The following is a 17,233-nucleotide window of genomic DNA, read 5'->3' on the forward strand; positions in this document are numbered from 1 at the left end:
AAGGGCATCGAATGCTGCAGTCCGCTCACCTCCCGCCCGCCCGCGACCGGTTCGACCCGCCTGCACCCGCGGCGAGCCGTACTGCCCGCCCGCACACCGGCCGGGACCGCCGGGCGGGACGAGTCCTCAGGACCGTCCGCGTCGCAGCCCTCGGAGCCGGCCTGGCGCTGGCCGTCACGGTCGCGCCAGCGGCCTCCGCCTCGCCCCTGGCACTCCGGGCGGGCCTCCCCGTGGCACAACTCCCGCCGAGCGTCGCGGTGGCATCCGCCGGGGCCTCCGGCCTCGAGGATGCCTCGGGACTGCTCTCGGCGGGCGACGCCAGGGCCGTGGAGTCGGCCATCGCGGAGGTCTCCGAGCAGGCGGGCATCGACCTCCACGTGCGCTTCACCTCCGGACTGGGCTCGACCGAGGAGTTCGACGCGGCGCTGGAGGAGTACACGTCCGGCCTGGGGCAGCGCGACGCCGTCCTCGCAGTCGACCCGGAGCTCCGCTACGGCAGATTCGTGGCGCACCAGTCCTCCGGGCTCGCCGATGACACCCAGCGGATCTGGGAGGAGCGGATCGTCCCCGAGCTCAGCAGCGGAAGCCTCGACTCCGGCGCCCTCCGGGCCGCCGCCGCAGGCGTCCTCGAGGCAGATCTCGGCGAAGGCGGCTCCCAGGGCGACGGCGGGGGCGCTGGGCTCCTCTGGCTGCTGCCGGTCGGCGCCGCCGTCGCCGGCGGCGTCTGGTTCGTCCAACGGCGCAAGCGTCGCTCCGACGGGCGGGACGGTGGACTCAACGACGGCGCCGGCTCGGCCGCCCCGCCTCAGGAGACCGTGCTCTCCGCGGAGGAGATCGAGCAGCAGCGCCAGAACGCCGGGAGCCTGCTCGTCGCCGCCGACGACGCCGTGCGGTCGAGCCGCCAGGACGTCGAGTTCGCCCGGGCCCAGTACGGCGACGCCGCCGTCGAGACGTTCCAGGCGGATCTGATGACGGCCAAGCAGCAGGTCACCCGAGCCTTCGAGCTGCAGCAGAAGTTGGACGACCACGTGCCGGACACCCCGGAGGAGCAGTCCGCATGGCTGCGAGAGATCCAGCGCCTGTGCATGACGGTGGATGCGACCCTCGAGTCGCACCGCACGGAGTTCGAGGAGCTGCGGCAGCTGGAGCGGCGCGCGCCCGAGGAGCTCCTCCGGCTGCGGGTCGACGAGCAGCGCACGAGAGGCCGGATCGGCGCGGCGGCGGCCGTCTTCGAACGGCTCTCCCGGCGCTTCAGCGACGAGGCCCTGGCCCACGTCGCCGACAATGACGAGCAGGCGGCAGGCCGCCTGGACTTCGCCCTGGAGCAGCTCGCCGAGGCCGAGCGCGAGATCGCCTCGAGCGGCGCCGGCGCTGCGGCCCTGCGGCTCCATGCCGCCGAGGAGGCCATCGGGCAGGCGGGCGAGCTGCTCGACGCCGTCGAGGCCGCCGAGCCGGAGCTCGACAAGGCTACCGCTGCACTCCGCGAGGCCGTCGGAACGACCGAGCGGGACCTCGCCCAGGTCCGTTCGCTCGCCCAGACGCGGCAGGCACCCGAACTCGCAGCGGCGACGGCCGCCGTCGAGCACGAGCTCCAGCGGGTGCGGACGGAGATCCAGGACGGAGCCCACGATCCCGTGGCGCTGCTCCGCCGGCTCGAGGCGGCCCACGCCGAACTCGATGCTCCCCTCGCGGGGCTGCGGTCCCAGCAGGACCAGCAGGCGCGAGCGGCGGAGCAGGTCCAGTCCGCGATCTACTCGGCGCAGCTGCGGTTGCGCAGCGCCTCGGAATTCGTCGGAGTCCGGCGCGGCGGCGTCGGTGCGGCAGCCCGGACCCGCCTGGCGGAGGCGGAGCGGCACCTCGATGAGGCCATCCGCCTGCGCGGGGCCGATCCCGCGACAGCCCTCAACCACGCCAACCGGGCTCTGAGTCTGGCGGAGCAGGCCTCCGAGACGGCCCAGCAGGACGTCGCCGGCTTCGACCCGTTCGGCCGCGGCCCGATGGGCCGGGGCGGCTACCGCCGCGGCGGTGACGGGATGGGCATGCTCGGTGGAGTGCTCCTGGGCGGCATCCTGTCCGACATGATGCACGACGGTCACGACCGTGGCGGCATGTGGGGCGGAGGCGGCTTCGGCGGCTTCTCCGGAGGCGGAGGCGGCTTCGGCGGGGGCGGAGGCGGCTTCGGCGGCGGAGGCGGAGGCTTCGGCGGCGGGGGTGGCGGCTCGTTCTAACCACCGATACCGCCCGCTCGGCCCGCCCGACGCTGCGCATTGAACAGCACCGACCCGTACAGACCTACTCAGACATCAATCAACGAAAGGGAACACCATGCAGAAGCAGTCGATATTCGGCCGGATCGCCCAGCTGGCCAAGGCGAACATCAACGCGCTGATCGATCAGGCCGAGGATCCGCAGACCATGCTGGACCAGATGCTGCGCGACTACACGGACAACATCGCCGAGGCGGAGTCCGCCATCGCGCAGACGATCGGGAACCTCCGGCTCATGCAGCAGGACCGCGACGAGGATCTCCGCACCGCAGAGGACTGGGGCAGCAAGGCCGTGGCGGCGTCGTCGCGGGCCGAGCAGCACCGGACGGCCGGCCAGGAGGCCGACGCGGCCAAGTGGGACAACCTCGCCAAGGTGGCCATCCAGCGGCAGCTCCAGGCGGAGGGCGAGGCCAAGTCCGTCGAGCCGACGATCGCGTCGCAGGAGCAGGTGGTGGAGAAGCTCAAGTCCGGCCTGGAGCAGATGAAGTCGAAGCGCCAGCAGCTGGTCGCCAAGCGGGACGAGCTCGTGGCCCGGTCCAAGGCGGCCTCGGCGCAGAACCAGGTCCACGACGCGCTCAAGAGCGTGAATCTCATGGATCCGACCTCGGAGCTCTCGCGCTTCGAGGAGAAGATCCGGCGCGAGGAGGCGAAGGTCATCGGGGCGAACGAGCTGGCGGCGTCGAGCCTGGACTCGCAGTTCGAGCAGCTGGACGACCTGGGCGAGCAGCTCGAGGTCGAGGCCCGGCTCGCCGCGCTGAAGCAGGGCCGTTCCCCCGCGGAGCTCGGCCAGGCCAGCGGCGAGACCGAGGCCAATACGTACCACGGCGCCTGACGGCCCAGGCCGCCCGGACCGCATCGGCCCCGGCGCGTCTCCGCGCCGGGGCCCGCACGTTAAAGCAGTAAGCCCTGACTTGGTTTCCCAAGTCAGGGCCTACTTCTCGTTGCGGGGAGAGGATTTGAACCTCTGACCTCCGGGTTATGAGCCCGGCGAGCTACCGAACTGCTCCACCCCGCGGCGCGATATAAGACTCTACACGCTCGATGACCGATGTCCAAATCGGGGGCGAACCGCGGGTGTCCTCGGGGTGTCGCGGCCGCGCCCCCGAGCCCTCCGGAGGCCCGCGGTCAGCGGCTGACGCGGCCCATCAGGTTGGCGAGCGGCGCCAGGAGCGCCGGCCGGGCCAGGAACCAGCCGGCGGCCATGACTGCGACCGATACCAGGAAGATCCAGAAGCCGAGCCAGCCCGCGTCCTCCTGGGCGGCGAACATATGGCTGAGGTTCCGCCGTGCCCCCGTGGCCAGGACGAGCGCCACATGGACGACGATGAAGCCCACGAAGTACACCATGGTCGGGAAGTGCACCGCGCGGGCGGCCTCGATCGGGTAGAACCGGTTGACGGCGGCCCTCTTCGGCCAGGCCTCCGACATCCGCAGACCGGTGGCGATCGCCAGCGGAGCAGCGATGAACACGGTCACGAAGTACGCGAGGACCTGCAGCGAGTTGTAGTTGACCCAGCCGTTCTCCAGCGGCCAGTTGAGCGAGAGGTACTGCAGGCCGGCCGAGACCGCATTGGGGAAGATCTCCCAGCTGGTCGGCACGATCCGGGCCCAGTGGCCCGTGGCGAAGATGAGCACCAGGAAGACCAGCCCGTTGAGCACCCACAGGGCATCGAGCGTCAGATGGAGCCAGAGGTTGATGCTGATCCGCTTCGGCGGGTTCTTCGTCTTGATCAGCCCCTTGTTGTTGCGCGTCCAATGCGCCGGGGGTCGCTGCTGCGTCCGGACGAGCCATCCGCTGCGGATGATCAGGACCAGGAAGAAGGCGTTGAGGAAGTGCTGCCAACCCAGCCAGGCCGGCAGTCCCACGGGCGTGGCCTCCGGGAGCGGCGTGTGCCCGGGGTAGCGCTGGAGGAACTCCTGGACGCCGTCGAGGCCCACGAGCCACCTCGCCGCGAGCACGGCGAGGGCGAAGAGCACGACGGCGCCGCCCACGTACGCTCCGAGCTTCCTCCAGGCAGGGGGCTGCTCCGGCCCACGGGCGTCACGCGACGTGGTCGAGGTTGGCGCGTTCACTGGCAGTCCTTTCGACGAATCTCGGATTCAGACTACTAGGCCGGCCGCCGCGGCAGACCGCTGCAGTTGGCACGTCACGCACCATGACGGCACAACACGAATCATGACGACACGAGGGCGCACAAAAGAACCGGCCCCGACAGGTTTCCCTGTCAGGGCCGGTTTTCAGTTGCGGGGAGAGGATTTGAACCTCTGACCTCCGGGTTATGAGCCCGGCGAGCTACCGAACTGCTCCACCCCGCGCCGCAAGACTCAATTCTTGCACCGCGGGGCGGAGAAGGCAAATCGGCCGGCTGCTAGCCGTTCCCGCCCTCGCCCTCCGGCGCCGGCGACTCCGAGGCCGGGGCCTCCTCGTCCTCCGGGACCACCGGTTCGCCGGTCAGTTCGGCGTCGGCATCCATCGCCGCCTGCAGGGCGTCCTGGAGGATCTTCTGCTGCTCGCCGTACTCTGCGAAGTCGCCCTCGGCCAGCGCCGCCTGGCCGGCCTGGATGGCCGAGTTGGCCGCCGCCAGCGCATCCTTCAGCCGCTGCTCGGCACTCGCCGCCGCCGGATCCTCGCCGGGGGCCTCCTCGCCTGTGCCGCCGCCCTCGCCCTCGCTCGTCTCGGCGCCCGAGGCACCGTCGAAGAGCTGGTCCAGCGCACCGGACAGGGTGTCTGCGAAGCCGACCTTGTCGCCGAACGAGACGAGGACCTTCCGCAGGGTGGGGTAGGCCGTCTGCCCGGTCGACTGCACGTAGACGGGCTGCACGTGCAGGATGCCGCCGCCGACCGGAAGGGTCAGCAGGTTGCCGTTGATGACAGTGGAGGCTCCCTGCCGGAGCAGGTTGAGCTCCTGGGAGACCGCCGTGTTGGAGTCGAAGTTCTGCTGCGCCTGCCCCGGGCCGGGGATGACGGTGCTGCGGGGCAGCTCCAGCAGCCGGAGCGTTCCATAGCCCTCGGCCTTCTTCCCGGCCTCGCCGCCGGCATCGGAGTCGGCGGCGAGGAAGCCGTACAGGACGTTGCGCTGATTGCCGGACTGGTTCCCCTGCGGGATGAAGGTCGAGGTGAGCGAGAACGTCTCCTCCTCCTGCTTGGGCATCTTCATCGACAGGTAGTACGGCGGCTGCTTGACCTGCTCGTCGGAGGTCGGATCGCTGGGGACCTGCCACGCGTCGTTCGACTCGTAGAAGTTGTCGGGATCGGTGACGTGGTACTTGCCGAGCACCTCGCGCTGGATCTTGAACATGTCTTCCGGGTAGCGGACGTGGGCCATCAGGTCGGCCGACATCTCCGAGTACGGCTTGATCGACGTCGGGAACACGGACTGCCAGGCCTTCAGCAGCGGCTCCTCCGGATCCCAGGCGAAGAGGTCGACGGAGCCGTCGTAGGCGTCCACCGTGGCCTTCACCGAGTTGCGGATGTAGTTGACCTGGCCGGAGGCCGTGACGGCCCGCTCGCCGTCGGACAGGGAGTCGGTCACCGCCGACTCGAGGCGCTGCGCCTGCGAGTAGGGGAAGTTGTCGCTCGTCGTGTAGGCGTCGACGATCCACTTGACCCGCCCGTCGACGATCGCCGGGTAGGAGTTGGAGTCGACGGTCAGGTACGGGGCGACCTTCTCGACGCGCTCCTTCGGGTTCCGGTCGTAGAGGATCTGCGACTCGGCGTTGACGTCGCTGGAGAGCAGCAGGTCGGTCGACCCGAACTTCAGTGCATAGACCAGCCGGTTCAGGGGGTTGCCGACGTTCGGCCCGCCGTCCCCGGAGAAGGTGGTGTTGGCGTCGCCCTCGCCGGACTCGTCCTGCGGGCGGTCCAGCTCGCGCGGCTCCCAGCCCTCCGGGCCGCCGACGATCGAGTACTCCGGGGAGAACTCGCCGAAGTAGATGCGCGGCTCGTAGTCGTCCTCGCTGGCCAGCTCGCCGGTCGTCGGAATACCGCCGAGCGAGAAGTCGGGACGGCCGCCGGCGGCGACCTGGGCGCCGTAGGCGGCCACCACGCCGTAGCCGTGCGTGTAGGTGATGTGCTGGTTGACCCAGGAGTCGTCGGTGTCGACGTTGACGTCGCGGACAGCGATGACCGTGTCCTCCATCTCGCCGTCGATCTCGTAGCGGTCGACGTCGAGCGTCTCGGCGAACTGGTAGTAGGGACGGAACTGCTGGAGCTGGGAGAACGCATCGGAGACGAGGTTCGGGTCCAGCAGGCGGATGTTGGTGGTCGTCGCCGAGTCGGCGGCCAGCGCATTCTGCGCCGTGTCCGTCGTGGCATCGTAGTTGTCCGCCTGGACGTCGTCGATGCCGTACGCCTGGCGGGTCATCTCGATGTTCTTGGCGATGTACTCGCGCTCACGGGTCTTCTCGGACGGGACCACCTGGTACTGCTGCACCACGAACGGGTACACGCCGCCGGCCACGATCGCCGTGACGACGAGCATGGCCGTGCCCACGATGGGCAGCTTCCAGCGGCCCAGGATCCCGCCGACGATGAACAGTACCGCGACCAGCACGGCGGCCACGGCGAGGATGGTCTTGGTGGGGATGACGGCGTTCACGTCTGTGTACAGGGCGCCGGCGACGCGGCCGTCCTGCGCGAGGAGCGTCGAGTAGCGGTCGAGCCAGTAGTTGCCGGCCTGCAGGAGGAGGAACAGCGCCACAACGACGACGATGTGCAGGCGGGCGGCCTTGGTGACCTTGACGCTGCCCCGCTCCTCGATCTGGATGCCGCCGTAGAGGTAGTGCATCAGGATGCCGGCGATGCCGCCGATCAGCACCACCGAGACGAGGTAGCCGAGCACGAGACCGAGGAAGGGCAGCGTGTTGAGGAAGAAGGAGAGATCCATGCCGAACTCGGGATCGACCTCGCCGAACGGCTGCTGGTGCAGGTAGAGCAGCACGGTGTCCCACTGGCTCGCCACCGCCGCGCCGGAGAAGGCCGCGAGCACGGCGGGCACGCCGACCATGAGCAGTCGCCGCATCGGCTCGAGCTGGGACTGGTAGCGGCTGAGGATGTCGTTCTGCCCGGCAGCGGACGCGTAGATCGGCCGCGACCTGTAGGCGATCCGGAGGCTGGCCCACACGCCGACGCCCATCAGCAGGAAGGCCACCACGAAGATCGCGATCTGCGTGAGCTTCTGGGTCCAGAAGACCTCGGAGTAGCCGAGCTGGTTGAACCAGAGGACCTCGGCGTACGTGTTGGCGAAGAAGACGAAGGCGACGACGAGCACCGCGAGGACGATCAGCGTCGCCATGAGCGGCGAACGCTTCCGGCGGGGCTCCCCCGGCGGTGGGCCGTCGGCGTCGGAATCGCCGGAGCCCGGAGGGCGTCCGCCGAAGGGGAAGTCTGTACCAAACGTCATGAGAACCTCACGTCAACGGGTTTTCGTCACCATGCCCGGCGAGGCATAGTTTGCCGCCCATTCTGCCTGAACAGAGCCTGTGTGGCGAACCACGCACTGGAGAAATCCTGACCGTCGTCATACCCGGTGCCGCGCCGGCACCCGCGGGCCGGCTCAGCAGGTCGGCAGGTCGCCTGCCTCGCCTCCGCCGCCCAGGTGCGCGACGGCGTCGTACGCGTCCGCCACCGTCTCCACCCGGACGACGTCGAGGCCGTCCGGGACGCGTCCCTCCAGGTCGGCGCAGTTGCCGGCCGGCGCCAGGAACACCTCCGCCCCGGCCTCGCGCGCGCCGACGGCCTTCTGCGCGATGCCGCCGATCGGGCCCACCTCTCCCCCGGCCGTGACGGTGCCGGTGCCGGCGACGTGCGTGTCCCCCGGGAGCTCGCCGGGCGTCAGCAGCTCGATCACCCCGAGGGCGAACATCATGCCGGCGCTCGGGCCGCCGATGTCGTCGAGGCCGAACCGGACGTCGAACGGGAACTCGTAGTCGGTGCGCAGGTAGATACCCACTCGGCGGGCCCCGTCGACCTCCTCGCTGTCGACCTCGACGTCCAGCTCATCGCCGCCGCGCAGAATACGGAGGGTGGAGCTCTCGGCTTCCTGCAGCGCGTCGCGCACGTCCTGCGCGGTGGTCACCTCGGCGCCGTTGACGGCCACGACGACGTCGCCGGCCTCGAGCACGTCGCTGTTGAGCTCGCTCGCGAAGTCGACCACGGCGATCTCCGATCGGTACTCGATGCCGAGCTCCGTCAGGGCCGCCGCGACGGCGGTCTCCTGCGAGTCGTCCATCGCGGCCGTGTTCTGCTCCGAGACCTGCTCCCCGGTCACGCCTCGCGGATAGACGCTCTCCGCCGGGAAGACGTCCTGGTCTTCGCTGCCCCATGCCACGAGCGTGTCGAAGAAGCTGATCTGCCGCCCGGCGCCGCCGCGCACGTAGACCGTGGTGAGGTCCAGCTGCCCGGAGCTCGCATACGAGGGGTGACCGTCGATGGAGAGGACGGGCCGGCCCTGCATCTCCCCGACCGTGTTCACCACCGGTCCAGGCGCCTCGACGACGTACGGCGCGGGGAGGATCATCGCCACGAACGAGAGCCCGACCCCGATCGCCGTCGCGGCTGTCAGGGTGCGGGCGCGCCGCTGCGGGCCGGGCGCTCGGCGGGCGCGCTGCGTCGGGGCTCCTGAGTCCATGGACTCAAGCCTAGTGGCCCGTCGCGGATCGGATTTGCCGTCAGCGAACCGAGCCGCGGGGGAGGTCCGCTGCACCCGCCCGCGGAGTACGGTTGACGCATGGCAGACAACTCGGAGAACCAGCGTCCCGACGGATCGGACGACGACCGCGACCGCGACCCGTTCAGCGAGATGTTCTCGCAGCTGTTCGGCGGGCAGGGCGGAGTGCCCGGATTCGACCCGCGCGGCATGGACGCCAGCCAGCTGCCGGATGAGCTGAAGAAGGCGATGGGCGGGCAGGCCGACCCCGAGGCCATGCAGGCGATGTTCCGGCAGATGCAGTCCCTCATGGGCGCCATGGCCAGCGGCGACGGCGGGCCCGTGAACTGGAAGCTCGCCCAGGACTCGGCACGGCAGGCCGCCGCCGGCGACGACCCGAGCGTGTCCGACCAGCTCAAGCAGGCCGCCCGCGAGGCCGGCCATCTGGCCGGGCTGTGGCTCGACCGGGCGACGGCCTTCGACGGCGTTGCGGCCGACCTCGAGGCGGTGTCCCGGGCCGAGTGGATCGCCGCCACGATGGACACGTGGAAGGTCCTCACGGCGGACGTGGCCGAGTCGATGTCGAAGGCGATGACAGCGGCGATGCAGGAGCAGGTGCCCGAGGAGGCCAAGGCGATGCTCGCCGGCGCGCAGGGCATGTTCCGGAACCTCGGCGGCGCCCTGTTCGGGATGCAGCTGGGCACCGCCGTCGGAGGACTGGCCAAGGACGTCTTCGGCGGGACGGACATCGGCCTCCCGCTCGCGGGCCAGCGGCCGCTGCTGCTGCCGCAGAACGTCAAGGAGTTCGGTGCGGACCTCGATGCGCCGGAACAGGAGATCCTCCTCTTCATCGCGCTGCGGGAGGCGGCCCACCTGCGACTGTTCGCACGGGTCCCGTGGCTCCGTGCCCATGTGCTCGGCGCCATCGAGGCGTATGCACGGGGCATCCACATCGATATGTCGCGGGTCGAGGAGGCGATGCGGGACATCGACCCGATGCAGCCCGAGTCGCTCCAGAGCATCGCGGGCGAAGGGCTGTTCACGCCCCAGCGGACCCCGCAGCAGGACAGCGCACTGGCCAAGCTCGAGACGGCTCTCGCCCTCGTCGAGGGCTGGGTGGACGACGTCGTGGCGGAGGCCTCCGTCAATCTCCCCTCGGCCCCGGCCCTGCGCGAGATGCTGCGCCGCCGTCGCGCCACCGGCGGTCCCGCAGAGCAGGCGTTCGCCTCGCTCGTGGGGCTCGAGCTGCGGCCGCGCCGGCTGCGGGACGCGGCCGAGTTCTGGCGGGTCATGCGCGAGGAGCGCGGCTTCGAGGGCCGGGACGAGGTCTGGGCCCACCCCGATCTGATGCCCACCTCGGAGGATCTCGACGATCCGCAGGGCTTCACAGAGCGCCGACGGCTCGCCGAGGCTGCGGACAGCGAGATCGACGAGGCACTGACCAAACTGCTGGCGGGCGGCTTCGATGAGCCCGCGGACGAGACGGAGACCGACAGCGGCAACTCCAGCAGCGCCGGGAGCGGCGAGGATCGGCCGGGCGGCCCCGGCGAGGGCGACGGCGCGGGCGAGGACCGGGACAACCGGTAGCGATCTCCGGTCCCCGGCGACTCTAGATCCAGCCGGTGAGGTCCAGCCCATCGGCGTCGCGGCGCCCGCTCGGTCCCTGCCCGTCGGCCGCCTCCGCCGGCTCGCCACCGTCGTCGGGGCGGCCGTCGTCGGCGTCGTCGTCGAGGCCGGAGGAGCCGCCCTCGGGGGTCGTTCTCCACGCGAAGCTCGCCCCGGCGAGAAAGGCGTTGGCCTCGTCGAGTCGGGGGTAGCGCCGCTCGAGCGCCCGGAACTGCGGGCCGTGCCCGTCGGTCGCGATCAGATGGGAGAGCTCGTGGACGAGCACCGCGTCCAGCACGTAGTCGGGGACGCCCTTGAGGCGATGCGAGACCCGGATCGACTGGTGCGCGCGCGTCGCCGAGGCCCAGCGTGAGTTCTGGTTCGTCACCCAGCGGACGACCTCGGGCCGTGCCTGCCCGTTCAGGTATTCGACGTCGAGCCGTCGGGCCCGCTGGAGCAGCCCCTGGTCGCTGCGACGATGGGCCGCCTGGCCGCGTTTGGAGCGCATGCGCCGCAGCAGGGAGTCGACGTGCCGCGCCTGCACGTCCTCGCTCATCCAGGCCGGCACCGTGACCTCGATGGCGGCGCCGCTCCACTTTGCCGCCACGGACTTGTTCCGTCGGGTCGACGCCACGATGCGGACGGGCGTGCCGTCGTCGCTCCGGTACTCGCGGATGACCTGTAGGGCCATGGTCCGTCCTCCTCGTTCCTCCCCCGGGCGCTCCGCCGCGGGCCGCCCGGTGCTCTCGACAGTTGAGAATCTACCGCCGTGCACGTCGGGCGCCGGCATCTCGTCAGCCGGTTGTGGATAACGCCACGCGCCCGGTGTGAGCCATGCGACGATGCCGACATGAGCTTCAAAGCGTTCCCCGCACCGACTTCCCGGCCGGACCCGTCGCGGCCGGCACCGTCCGGCCTCGCAGGTTCCCCCCTCGGGATGCAGCATCCGCCGCGGCGCTGCATCAACCCCGGATTCTCCCTCCAACTCGTGGGCGATCGCCTCCTGATCGGGGGCGGGCGGACAGGTCTCGAACTCGAGGGCGTCGATGCCGCCGACCACGCCTACATCCTCGCCCTCGCCCGGCGGATATCGCGCGCTGCGCCTCCGATCCCGGCGGAGCCCGGGTACCCGCCGCGCGAGCGCTGCCTCGAGCTCGATTCCCTGCTGACCCCTGCCCTCGTCCCGATCCCGGCCCGCCCGGAGCGCACGGGCCGGCGCTTGGCGCTCGCCCCGGACGTCTCGCACTGGTCGCTCGCCTACGATCAGCACGCGGGCGGCGGGCTCCAGCGGCGGGCGGAGGCCGTCGTCGTCCTGGACGGCGCGCCTCGGGCCGCGCAGTACGCCGCGGATCTGCTCCTCGCGGCGGGCATCGGCACGCTGGTCGTCCGCGACACGGATGCGGTGGCCCCGCCGGACACGCTCACCGGGCTGTTGGGCCCGCACCGGGTCGGTCGGCCGCGTGGCTCCGAGCTGCTCCGCTCCCTCGCCTCCCGCCATCCCGATGCCCGGCTGTGCGCCGAGATGCCGGACATCGACCCCGAGAGCACCACGGTCGTCCTGCTTCCCTCCGGCCGGCGCGAGTGCCGGCCGGCGGACGATCCGGCCGCGGCCGAGTCCACCGGGCCATGGCTCGTGCTGCCGCTCGAGCACGGCGATGCGGTGGCGACCGTCGGACCCTTGCACGTCCCCGGCCTGACGCCGTGCCTCGAGTGCGGGGACCGGGCGTCGGCGCGGCTGCAGGCGGAGCGGTCTGCGCTGCCGGGCCTGCCCCGCCCCACCGAGCTCGAGCTGACCCTCGCCTCCACGGTCGGCAGCCTGGCCGCGATGCACGTGCTGATGGCGGTCGATGCCGTGAACGTGCCGGCCACGGCGGCACGGATCATCGGCGTCGATCTGGCAACGGGCGGCCTGCGCTACGACGATGTCTCGCCCAGGCCCGGCTGCCTGTGCCTGGCGGCCGCCTGATCGGCGGCGGCGCGTCAGGCGTCCTGGCCCGCCAGGATCTCGAGGACCTCCGCCCCGTAGCGTTCGAGCTTCGTCCGCCCGACCCCGGGGATCCTGGACAGGGCTGCGGTGTCCGGCGGATTCTGCTCGGCGATGGCGATGAGCGTGGCGTCGGTGAAGATCACGAACGCGGGCACCGCGGCGTCCAAGGCAGTGACGCGTCGCCATTCGCGCAACCGCTCGAACACCGCCTCGTCGTACCCGGCCGGGCAGTCGTTGCAACGCCCCACTTTGCGCTGCCCCGGAGTCGAGAGCAGGCTTCCGCACACGCGACAGGTCGGCGGCCCAGTCTGACGGCGCCGTTTGACCGGCCTCGCCCCGGGGATCGCCTCGGCCTCGCCGCGCGGGCGGATCCGGTCCAGGAACCGTGAGGCGCGGCGGCTGGCCCGGCCGCCGGGCGTTCGGGAGAGCGACCACGTCAGCGAAAGGTGGACCCGCGCGCGGGTGATGCCGACATACAGGAGGCGTCGCTCCTCGTCGTATCCTGCCTGGTCGTCCGCGAAGGAGATCGGCATCAACCCGTCGCTGAGCCCGACCAGGAACACCGCGTCCCACTCGAGCCCCTTGGCCGAGTGCAGGGAGGCGAGGGTGACCCCCTGGACGGTCGGGGCGTGCTGCGCGGCCGCCCGCTCGTCGAGCTCCGCGACGAACTCCATCAGCGTGAACGACTGCTCAGGTCCGGACCTGGTGCGTTCGAGCTCCTCGGCCAGCGCGACGAGCGCGCTGAGCGACTCCCAGCGCTCGCGGACGGCCCCGGAGGCCGCCGGGGCCGTCTCGCTGTAGCCGAGGGAGGAGAGGATGTCCTTGACCTGCTGGGCGACGCTTCCCTCCGCGTCCATGCGGGAGGCGGCACGGAGCTGGAGGATTCCGTCACGGACCTCGCGACGCTGGAAGAACCGCTCGCCTCCGCGCAGCTGGTAGCCGATGCCCGCCGCCGCGAGCGCCTGCTCGTACGTCTCCGACTGGCCGTTGGTCCGGTAGAGGATGGCGATCTCGGCGGGCTGGGTCCCCTCCTCGATGAGCTTGCGGATCCGCTGGGCGACGTAGGCGCCCTCCGCCTCGTCGTCGGCGAGCTCGTGGAACGAGGGCTGCGGCCCGTCCCCGCGCTGAGCGACGAGCTCGAGGGGCTCCGGCCAGACGACGTTCCGGTCCGGCACCCCGGCCTCGATCCTCCGTCCGTTGAGGAGCAGGTTCGCGAGTTCGACGACCTGCGGCGTCGACCGGTAGTCGCGGACGAGCTTGACGACCGGCGCCTCGGGGTAGGACTTCGTGAACTCGAGCAGGTGCGCCGGCGTGGCGCCCGTGAAGGAGTAGATGGTCTGGCTGGCGTCGCCGACGACGCACAGCTCTCTCCGGTCTCCCAGCCAGAGGTCCAGGAGCCGTTGCTGCAGCGGGGAGACGTCCTGGTACTCGTCCACGACGAAGTGCCGGTACTGGCTGCGAATCTGTGCGGCGATGCGCTCGTCGGTGTCGAGGATGCCGACGGTCAGCAGCAGCACATCCTCGAAGTCGATCATGTGCCGGTCCGTCTTGACGTCCTCGTAGGCCTGGAAGATCCGGGCGACGGTCGTCCGGTCGAATCCGGCGACGTCCGCACGCCCGGCGGCCGCCTCGACGTAGTTCTCCGGCGTGTTCATGGAGACCTTCGCCCACTCGATCTCGGCGGCGAGGTCTCGGATGCTGGCCCGGTCGGTGCTCATACGGAGGCGTCGGGCCGCCTCGGCCACCATCTGCGCCTTGTAGTCGATGATCGCGGGCATCTGTCCCCCGATGGACTGGGGCCAGAAGTACTGCAGTTGACGCAGGGCGGCGGCGTGGAAGGTCCGGGCCTGGACCCCGGGGGCCCCGAGGTCGCGTAGGCGGGTGCGCATCTCGGCCGCGGCGCGGGCGGTGAACGTGACCGCCAGGACCTGATTGGGCTGGTAGGCGCCCGTCTGGACGCCATAGGCGATCCGGTGGGTGATGGCGCGGGTCTTGCCGGTTCCGGCCCCGGCCAGGACGCACAGGGGCCCGGCGAGACTGGTGGCCACGGCGCGCTGTTCAGCATCGAGTCCGTCGAGGATGGGGTGGTCGGTGCTCACTTGCTCTGGTTCTCCGGCTGGCGCGGTTCTGGCAACGGCCCACCGTACCAAAGTTCCACCAGACTCCTCGCGACGGAGGCTCTCGTGGGGACGCCGATTTCCTCGGACTCGACGGCTGCGCCCAGCTCCTGGCGCGTGAACCACCGCAGGTCGACGATCTCCTCGCCGTCGGGCGTCGGCTCGACATCGTCCGTGCTGGCCGTAAACGCGAGCATGAGCGAGGCCGGAAGGGGCCAGGACTGCGATCCGGCGTACCGGACGCTGTGGAGCCTGATCCCGGCCTCCTCCTGGATCTCCCGGACGACGGCGGCTTCGAGCGTCTCCCCCGGCTCGACGAAGCCGGCCAGAGTGGAGTAGCGCCGTCCACCCCACGCGGCGTTGGCGCCCAGCAGCAACCGGTCCTCCGCATCGGTGACGGCGACGATGACGGCCGGGTCGGTGCGGGGGAAGTGCTGCGTTCCGTCCGCGGGGCACTCGCGCACCCACCCGCTCTGCGTCACCGACGTAGGTGTTCCGCAGCGAGGGCAGTGGGTGTGGGTGCGATGCCAGTTGATGATGGCCGTAGCCGCCAGGACCAATTCGTTCTCGGCGGGCCCGAGCTCGGCGGCGAGCCCGCGCAGCCCCGCCCAGACCACATCGTCCGTCGTTCCCATCTCGTCCGGGAGGGCTGGCGGCGTGCCGTGCGCCTCGCCATCGAACTGCGGGTGCGCCGGAGCGAGCGGCACGACGGCGATCACATGCCGGGGCGTCGTCCCGGCACTGACGGCGTCGGCGAGGTTCGCCTCGCCGAGATAGACCCTGAGCAGTCCCGCGCCGGCCGGGCTGCGGCCGTCGTACGGGTCCTGGGCGGCGAGGAGCAGGCGGGAGCCGTGCGACGCATCCTGGCGCGTCGGCACCGCCAACGTGCCTGACTGCGGCCAGACGGCCAGATAGCGCGTGGCCTCGTCGCCCGCGAGTCGTTCCATCCAGTCGTCCGCGGCGCGCGCCGCGCAGTGGCGCTCGAGGGGATCGGCGGCCGACGCGCCGGGAGCCAGGAACGCGGGGGTGGATGGTTGGGGACCAGCAGTCATGAGTCCTACCGTACTCGGCGCGCGGCCGTCCTCGCGCCGGTCCCTGCCGCCTGTGGAAGACGACAAGTCGACTAGGGACTCGACCTGTACGTTTGCCCAATATTGGCGACTCGCCGCCCTCGTCGGCGGGCCCCGGCCGTCGGCGCACACTACGGTGTAAGGGTGAAACGCTCTCCCATGGAACTTGCCGCCATCGCGACGGCCGCGGTCCCGGGGCTCTCCCCGGTCGGCGTCGCCGCGCTGGCAGACGATGCCGATGATTTCGATTCGGCGCTGGTCCGGGACTCGCAGAACAACCAGTGGAGGATCCGCGCACCACGCCACGACGAGGCCAGCATGCGGCTCGAGACCGAACTCGCCGCACTGCGCTCGTTCACCCCGGCGGTGCGCGCCGCGCTTCCCTTCCGGATCCCCTCGATCGCGGGCACCGTCCGGCAGGGACCGCTGCGCACCTTCGTCTACAACCACCTGGACGGGTTCGCGCTGCCGCTGGACGAGCTCATCGCCGCCGGAGGGGCGACGGCCGCGAACATCGGCCGCGCGATCGCGGCGGTACACAGCTTGCCCGAGGACGTGGTCGACCGCGCCGATCTGCCCGTGTACTCGGCGGACCAGTTCCGCCAGCGCCGATTGAACGAGCTCGATCAGGCGGCCACGACCGGCAAGATCCCGGCCCGCCTGCTGCGTCGCTGGGAGCACGCGCTCGAGGACGTGGGCCTCTGGCGTTTCAATCCGACCGTGGTCCACGGGGACCTCCACGAGGACCATCTCCTGATCAAGGGAGCCGCGGTCACGGCCGTGACGGGGTGGACCGATCTCCGCATCGGCGATCCGGCCGACGACCTCGCATGGCTCGCCGCGGCGTCCGAGCCGTCGTTCAGCGATGCCGTAGTCGAGGCGTACGTCGCCGAACGCGGCGAGAAGTCCGATCCGCACATCATGCGCCGTGCCGCCCTGGCCGCCGAGTTCGCACTGGCCCAGTGGCTCTCCAAGGCCCTCGCCACCGGTGAGCCGGAGCGGGTGCAGGACGCCGAGCAGATGCTCATCGATCTCGATCAGGACATCGCCGAGTACGGCGGGCAGCCGATCAGCGTGGTCGAACCGCCGCGGTACACCGGGGACGACGCCTCGCAGGCAGAGTCAGGGACGCACCACTCCGGTCCATCGGACGACGAGCGAGCGCGGCCGGCGGAGGCACCAGCCGGCTCCTCCACCGACGCCTCGGCGCCGGCCGGGCCGCGCGTCGTCGAGCTCCCGTCCCCGGACCGAGAGCCGGACGTGTCCGCCGGGCAGGGAACGAGGAGGACGATGGATGCAGCCGCGGACTCCACCCCCACCGGGGCCGAGCGCGCGGAGCATCCGCGTCCCGGCGCCGACCAGGACGAGTCGAAGCCAGGAGCAGCGGCTCCGGCGGGCTCCGAGGCTGAGCCCGAGCCCGCCGCGGGATCTCCGGCCGAGGCTGCCGAGCCCGAGGCCGCGACATCCGATATGCCCATCATCCAGATCCACGCGAAGCACCGGGACGACTGACCCTCCGTCGACGTCCGGCGGTTCCGAC

Annotated in this window: 11 protein-coding genes and 2 tRNA genes; 5 read left to right on the forward strand and 8 right to left on the reverse strand. The window is 71.1% G+C overall.

The genetic code is table 11. The features are described 5' to 3' along the window. The first annotated feature begins 11 nt into the window (after window positions 1-11). Complete coding sequence (locus ABD784_RS03590; RefSeq protein ID WP_344880047.1) at window positions 12-2,228, forward strand: TPM domain-containing protein; 2,217 nt, start codon at window positions 12-14, stop codon at window positions 2,226-2,228. Between the two features lie 97 nt (window positions 2,229-2,325). Further along, window positions 2,326-3,099 (forward strand): PspA/IM30 family protein, encoded by a 774-nt coding sequence (locus ABD784_RS03595; RefSeq protein WP_344880050.1) that lies wholly within the window; start codon window positions 2,326-2,328, stop codon window positions 3,097-3,099. Window positions 3,100-3,208: 109 nt separating this feature from the next. Here ABD784_RS03595 and ABD784_RS03600 read toward each other — a convergent pair. The 5 genes from ABD784_RS03600 to ABD784_RS03620 all read right to left on the reverse strand — a co-directional run bounded on the left by ABD784_RS03600 (window position 3,209) and on the right by ABD784_RS03620 (window position 8,896). Beyond that, window positions 3,209-3,282 (reverse strand) — tRNA-Met (locus tag ABD784_RS03600). Between the two features lie 110 nt (window positions 3,283-3,392). Next, window positions 3,393-4,340 carry a cytochrome b/b6 domain-containing protein gene (locus tag ABD784_RS03605; protein WP_425582912.1) on the reverse strand — a complete coding sequence of 316 codons (948 nt, stop codon included), beginning with the start codon at window positions 4,338-4,340 and terminating at the stop codon, window positions 3,393-3,395. Window positions 4,341-4,509: 169 nt separating this feature from the next. Beyond that, window positions 4,510-4,583, reverse strand: a tRNA-Met gene (locus ABD784_RS03610). A gap of 53 nt (window positions 4,584-4,636) precedes the next feature. Then, window positions 4,637-7,669: a UPF0182 family membrane protein gene (locus ABD784_RS03615; RefSeq protein WP_425582913.1), complete on the reverse strand. Its 3,033-nt coding sequence runs from the start codon at window positions 7,667-7,669 to the stop codon at window positions 4,637-4,639. 153 nt (window positions 7,670-7,822) lie between these two features. Beyond that, window positions 7,823-8,896 (reverse strand): YlbL family protein, encoded by a 1,074-nt coding sequence (locus ABD784_RS03620; protein WP_344880053.1) that lies wholly within the window; start codon window positions 8,894-8,896, stop codon window positions 7,823-7,825. 99 nt (window positions 8,897-8,995) lie between these two features. Here ABD784_RS03620 and ABD784_RS03625 point away from each other — a divergent pair, with 99 nt between their 5' ends. After that, the gene (locus ABD784_RS03625) at window positions 8,996-10,501 is read left to right on the forward strand and encodes a zinc-dependent metalloprotease (protein ID WP_344880056.1); all 1,506 of its coding nucleotides are present in this window, start codon (window positions 8,996-8,998) and stop codon (window positions 10,499-10,501) included. 22 nt (window positions 10,502-10,523) lie between these two features. Here ABD784_RS03625 and ABD784_RS03630 read toward each other — a convergent pair whose 3' ends face one another. After that, entirely contained in the window at window positions 10,524-11,210 is a 687-nt protein-coding gene (locus tag ABD784_RS03630) for a M48 metallopeptidase family protein (protein ID WP_344880059.1), read from the reverse strand. Between the two features lie 159 nt (window positions 11,211-11,369). Here ABD784_RS03630 and ABD784_RS03635 point away from each other — a divergent pair, with 159 nt between their 5' ends. Continuing rightward, complete coding sequence (locus ABD784_RS03635; RefSeq protein WP_344880061.1) at window positions 11,370-12,485, forward strand: hypothetical protein; 1,116 nt, start codon at window positions 11,370-11,372, stop codon at window positions 12,483-12,485. A gap of 14 nt (window positions 12,486-12,499) precedes the next feature. On the opposite strand, the gene ABD784_RS03640 is transcribed toward ABD784_RS03635, so the two are convergent. Next, entirely contained in the window at window positions 12,500-14,605 is a 2,106-nt protein-coding gene (locus ABD784_RS03640) for an ATP-dependent DNA helicase UvrD2 (RefSeq protein ID WP_344880064.1), read from the reverse strand. Next, on the reverse strand, window positions 14,602-15,675 hold the full coding sequence (nudC, locus tag ABD784_RS03645) for an NAD(+) diphosphatase (RefSeq protein WP_344880067.1): 1,074 nt from the start codon (window positions 15,673-15,675) through the stop codon (window positions 14,602-14,604). The genes ABD784_RS03640 and nudC overlap by 4 nt, the downstream gene beginning before the upstream one ends. 177 nt (window positions 15,676-15,852) lie before the next feature. Between nudC and ABD784_RS03650 the strand changes: the two genes are divergently transcribed. Continuing rightward, entirely contained in the window at window positions 15,853-17,205 is a 1,353-nt protein-coding gene (locus tag ABD784_RS03650) for a phosphotransferase (protein ID WP_425582914.1), read from the forward strand. The last annotated feature ends 28 nt before the right edge of the window (window positions 17,206-17,233 follow it).

The organism is Zhihengliuella alba (assembly GCF_039538765.1).
GTDB classification, from domain to species: Bacteria; Actinomycetota; Actinomycetes; order Actinomycetales; family Micrococcaceae; genus Zhihengliuella; species Zhihengliuella alba.

What these genes read in the sequence shown, in the direction of transcription:
- ABD784_RS03650 (WP_425582914.1), top strand. Translation starts at nt 15,853, where the DNA reads ATGGAACTTGCCGCCATCGCGACGGCCGCGGTCCCGGGGCTCTCCCCG.
- ABD784_RS03620 (WP_344880053.1), bottom strand. Translation starts at nt 8,896, where the DNA reads ATGGACTCAGGAGCCCCGACGCAGCGCGCCCGCCGAGCGCCCGGCCCG.
- ABD784_RS03595 (WP_344880050.1), top strand. Translation starts at nt 2,326, where the DNA reads ATGCAGAAGCAGTCGATATTCGGCCGGATCGCCCAGCTGGCCAAGGCG.
- nudC (WP_344880067.1), bottom strand. Translation starts at nt 15,675, where the DNA reads ATGACTGCTGGTCCCCAACCATCCACCCCCGCGTTCCTGGCTCCCGGC.
- ABD784_RS03635 (WP_344880061.1), top strand. Translation starts at nt 11,370, where the DNA reads ATGAGCTTCAAAGCGTTCCCCGCACCGACTTCCCGGCCGGACCCGTCG.
- ABD784_RS03590 (WP_344880047.1), top strand. Translation starts at nt 12, where the DNA reads ATGCTGCAGTCCGCTCACCTCCCGCCCGCCCGCGACCGGTTCGACCCG.
- ABD784_RS03615 (WP_425582913.1), bottom strand. Translation starts at nt 7,669, where the DNA reads ATGACGTTTGGTACAGACTTCCCCTTCGGCGGACGCCCTCCGGGCTCC.
- ABD784_RS03630 (WP_344880059.1), bottom strand. Translation starts at nt 11,210, where the DNA reads ATGGCCCTACAGGTCATCCGCGAGTACCGGAGCGACGACGGCACGCCC.
- ABD784_RS03625 (WP_344880056.1), top strand. Translation starts at nt 8,996, where the DNA reads ATGGCAGACAACTCGGAGAACCAGCGTCCCGACGGATCGGACGACGAC.